This window comes from Paenibacillus forsythiae T98, assembly GCF_000520735.1.
In the GTDB taxonomy this organism is placed as follows: domain Bacteria; phylum Bacillota; class Bacilli; order Paenibacillales; family Paenibacillaceae; genus Paenibacillus_AQ; species Paenibacillus_AQ forsythiae.
Map to the genome: position 1 here is coordinate 1 of NZ_ASSC01000703.1, position 4078 is coordinate 4078.

Sequence of the window (4078 nt, forward strand, 5' to 3'; positions counted from 1 at the left end):
GATGTCGACGCTGTAGTTCGCTTCCATGCTGCCTTCCCACTCGACCTCGATCACGCGCGCCGCTTCCTCGCTTTCCTCCGCCTTGATATTCGGACAGTCCGACCTGTGCACAGAAACGCCGCGGCCCCGCGTGACGTAACCGACAATATCGTCTCCCGGCACGGGATTGCAGCACCTTGCAAAGCGGACAAGCAGATTGTCGATTCCCTTGACGCGCACACCGTTCGTCGGCTGGTTGCGCTTATCGGCGACCTTGATTTCCTTCTTCTCGATCGTCAGCTCCAGATGCGCGGCCGCCGCTTCTTCCTGCTCCTTGCGCAGCTTCTCCGTCAGCCGGGTAGCGATCTGCGCCGCCGTAATCCCGCCGAAGCCGACCGCCGAGAGCATATCTTCAATGTCATTGAAAGCGAACTTCTTTGCCGTTTCGAGCAGCTTGTCGTCCGACATCCAGTCCGAAGGCTCGGTTCCGAGCCGTTTCAGCTCGCGTTCGATCGCTTCGCGCCCTTTTTCGACATTTTCCTCGCGCTTCTCTTTTTTGAACCACTGCTTGATCTTGCTTCGCGCATGCGAAGACTGGGCGATCTTCAGCCAGTCCCGGCTCGGCCCGTAGGAATGCTTCGAGGTCAGAATTTCCACGATATCGCCGGTCTTCACCTTATGGTCAAGCGGCACAATCCGTCCGTTCACCTTGGCTCCAATGGTGCGGTTGCCGACCTCCGTATGAATCCGGAAGGCAAAATCGAGCGGCACGGAACCCGCCGGCAGTTCGATGACTTCCCCTTTGGGCGTGAAGACAAAGACAAGATCGGAGAAAAAGTCCATTTTGAGCGATTCGACAAATTCCGAAGCATCCTTGGCTTCATGCTGCAACTCCAAAATTTCGCGAAAAAAAGGCATCCGGTTCTCAGGATTGCCGGCCGAGCCGCTTCCTTCCTTGTATGCCCAGTGTGCTGCTATCCCATATTCGGCTGTCCGGTGCATTTCCCACGTTCGGATCTGCACTTCCGTCGGCTCGCCACCAGGACCAACCACCGTCGTATGCAGCGACTGGTACATGTTGGCTTTTGGCATGGCGATATAGTCCTTGAAACGGCCTGGCATCGGCTTCCACAGGGTATGGATAATGCCCAGCGTGGCATAACAATCCTTGATGTTGTCAACGATAATGCGTATCGCCAGCAGATCGTAAATTTCGTTGAACTGCTTGTTCTTTGTCGTCATTTTGTTGTACACGCTGTAAATATGCTTGGGCCGGCCCGAGAGGTCGCCTTCAATGCCCATTTCATCCAGCTTGACGCGGATGCGGCTGATGACGCTGTCGATGAACTGCTCGCGCTCGGCGCGTTTTTTATGCATAAGATTGGCAATCCGGTAATACTGCTGGGGATTCAGATAGCGGAGGGCAATATCCTCCATCTCCCATTTGATGGCCGAGATACCGAGCCGGTCCGCGATGGGACAAAAAATCTCCAGCGTCTCATACGAGATGCGGCGCTGGCTCTCCTCCGACTGATACTTCAGCGTCCGCATATTATGCAGCCGGTCGGCCAGCTTGATAACAATGACACGGATATCCTGTGCCATGGCGATGAACATTTTGCGGTAATTCTCGTTCTGCTGCTCTTCCTTCGACCGGAACCGGATGCGCTCCAGCTTGGTCAGACCGTCCACGAGCATCGCGCAGGTATCGCCGAATTTCTCACGGATCTGTTCGAGCGATACCGTCGTATCCTCCACCACATCATGCAGCAGAGCCGCGACAATGGAGATGACATCCATTTGCATGCTCACGACGATATCGGCCACCGCAAGCGGATGCAGGATATACGGCTCCCCGGATTTGCGCACCTGGCCTTGATGGGCCTGATCGGCAAATACATACGCCTCCTGTATGCGTGGAAGATCCTTTTCTTTTATATAAGCTCCGGCCCTTTCAAGTAATCGCTCAATGCCCATACTCGTCGTATCCGTGTCCTTTCTATAATAAAATGAACCCGCGTATTTTGCGCATCCGCAGGCAGGGTTCGGTTCTTTTCTTTTCATACTGAAAGTTTCCTATTATTATGACGCTTGCGGCGGATTACGTCAACACTTGCCACACTATGGCATTTCTGAACGAATGATTGGACAATTGTGAAAAAAATAACGGACTTTGCGAACACAAAAAGAGGAGTGATTGGATTGCAGCAACGTGCTTGTGCCCAACCTGTTCGGGTGGACCCCGGAGCGGTGCTGTTCCGAGGCTTCCCGAAAATCTTTCATTTTCTGATCGGAATTATCACAGGTTACGTCCTGGCTTATCTTATGCAGAGAGTGGATACCACGGCAATCGCCAGCTCGCATTTTTTGGCCTATCCGAACGTCACGACGCCTTCCTTTGACTGGCAGGTTATTCTGACGATCATTCCGTCGTTATCGTTGAACACATCGGCCTCTGCTCGTCACCGGCAATATTGTAGGCAAAGACCTCGCCAAAGATCCGGGTCTGGACCGCTCGCTGATGGGCAACGGCATTTCAACCATTATTTCCGGATTCATCGGCTCGACTCCGAATAAGACCTACGGCGAGAATATCGGCGTGATAGCGCTTACGAAGGTTTATTCCGTCTAGGTTATTGGCGGCGCATAGCATGAAAAAACCGGCAGTCCTTCGTACTTTGAGTACGTGGACTGCCGGCTGTTTATTTCCCGGAAAATAGAGTGGATTCCTGCTTGCCGAAAGGATCATCCCTCAGTTGGTTTCTCTCACCAAACGCGAAACAATTAAACCTCGTAGCTAAGAAGGGACACCACTTCCACATCCTGAAGCTTCTTGCGTCCTTCCAGCAGCTCCAGTTCGATCAGAAACGCCGCCCCAACCACGTTGCCGCCGAGCTGTTGGACCAGATTTACCGCTGTGGAAATGGTCCCTCCGGTTGCCAGCAGGTCGTCGGCAATCAGAACATTCTGACCGGGGAGAATCGCATCGGTATGTACCGCAAGAGAGTCTTTTCCATATTCGAGATCATATCCGGCTTCGATTGTCCCATACGGCAGCTTGCCGCTCTTGCGAATCGGCACAAAGCCTACGCCCAGCGCATAGGCAAGGGGAGCGCCAATGACAAAGCCGCGCGCTTCAGGACCTGCGATGACGTCAATCTTTAAATGAGCCACGCGTTCTTTCAGCGCATCTATGGCACCGCGATACATTTCGCCGTCCTTCAGCAGTGTCGTAATATCCTTGAAGCTGATGCCCGGCTGCGGGAAATCCGGAATCACACGAATCACTTCTTTGAAATCCAAAATAACTCCTCCTAAAAGTTTTGATAGCGTTACTTCCTGAATTATCTTCGCAAAACTTGCTTCGGAAGCATTCGCTTAGTTTTGATAGCATACACATCCTGAATCATCTTCGCAAAACTCGCTTAGGCACAACATTCGCCGGCTCCCTCAGGAGACCCCCAGACGGCGCGAGTCCATCCACTCCTGCAGCTCGGACGGACTTCCTTCCGTAAAATATTGCTCCATTTCCGCCAGTTCGCGAAGACGCATAAAATGGCTTGAAGAGGCAAGATCGCGGGCGGCAGGCCGGGTGACGAAGGACAGCTGCCCTCGTTCTCTCCTTACAAAATCAAGCTCCTCGAATACGTCAAGCATCATCCTCAGCATCCGCAGACTCAGCGGCGACTTGCGGCTGAGCCGCTGCAGCGCTTCCTGCTCGGGAACCGGACTGGCGGCAATGGCGGCCAGCCATTTGTAGAGTGTCTTAAAATGTTCTCTCGTTGGAACGAGCAGCCGATCCCGCTCCTGGCGAAGCGAGTGCAGCAGGGCAATGTTCTCTACTTCCGGAAAGGCGCGCAGCAGCGCATCAAGCTGGGACGGCGATTCCGGCATATCGAGCAGGCACAGCAGAGACACGCGGCTCCCATCAACTTCCCCAGGCAGAGGGTCTGCCGGAGAAATTCCGTTATATTGATCATATACCCAAAAGGTCATCCCTTGACATTCCGTCAGCTCCCGTTCTTTCAGCCCATCCTTGCAGACCACGGCCGCGGCCAGGCCTTGCCCACCGCCGATCTGCGGCAGCAGCAGCCTCCGC

At 53.9% G+C, this 4078-nt stretch carries 3 protein-coding genes and 1 pseudogene; 1 reads left to right on the top strand and 3 read right to left on the bottom strand.

Translation table 11 applies throughout. The features are described 5' to 3' along the window. Positions 1–1956: RelA/SpoT family protein (locus L692_RS0121650; RefSeq protein ID WP_025702096.1), on the bottom strand; the 1956-nt coding region annotated here is incomplete at its 3' end. Positions 1957–2223: 267 nt separating this feature from the next. On the opposite strand from L692_RS0121650, the pseudogene L692_RS31350 reads away from it, so the two are divergent. Next, positions 2224–2608 (top strand): annotated as a pseudogene (locus tag L692_RS31350) (solute carrier family 23 protein); the annotation flags it as partial. 155 nt (positions 2609–2763) lie between these two features. Here the strand turns inward: L692_RS31350 and L692_RS0121660 are convergent. Beyond that, the gene (locus L692_RS0121660; RefSeq protein WP_025702097.1) at positions 2764–3282 is read right to left on the bottom strand and encodes an adenine phosphoribosyltransferase; all 519 of its coding nucleotides are present in this window, start codon (positions 3280–3282) and stop codon (positions 2764–2766) included. A 147-nt stretch (positions 3283–3429) separates the two neighbouring features. Further along, the coding region (locus L692_RS0121665) for a single-stranded-DNA-specific exonuclease C-terminal domain-containing protein (RefSeq protein WP_025702098.1) at positions 3430–4078 on the bottom strand (649 nt) is incomplete at its 5' end.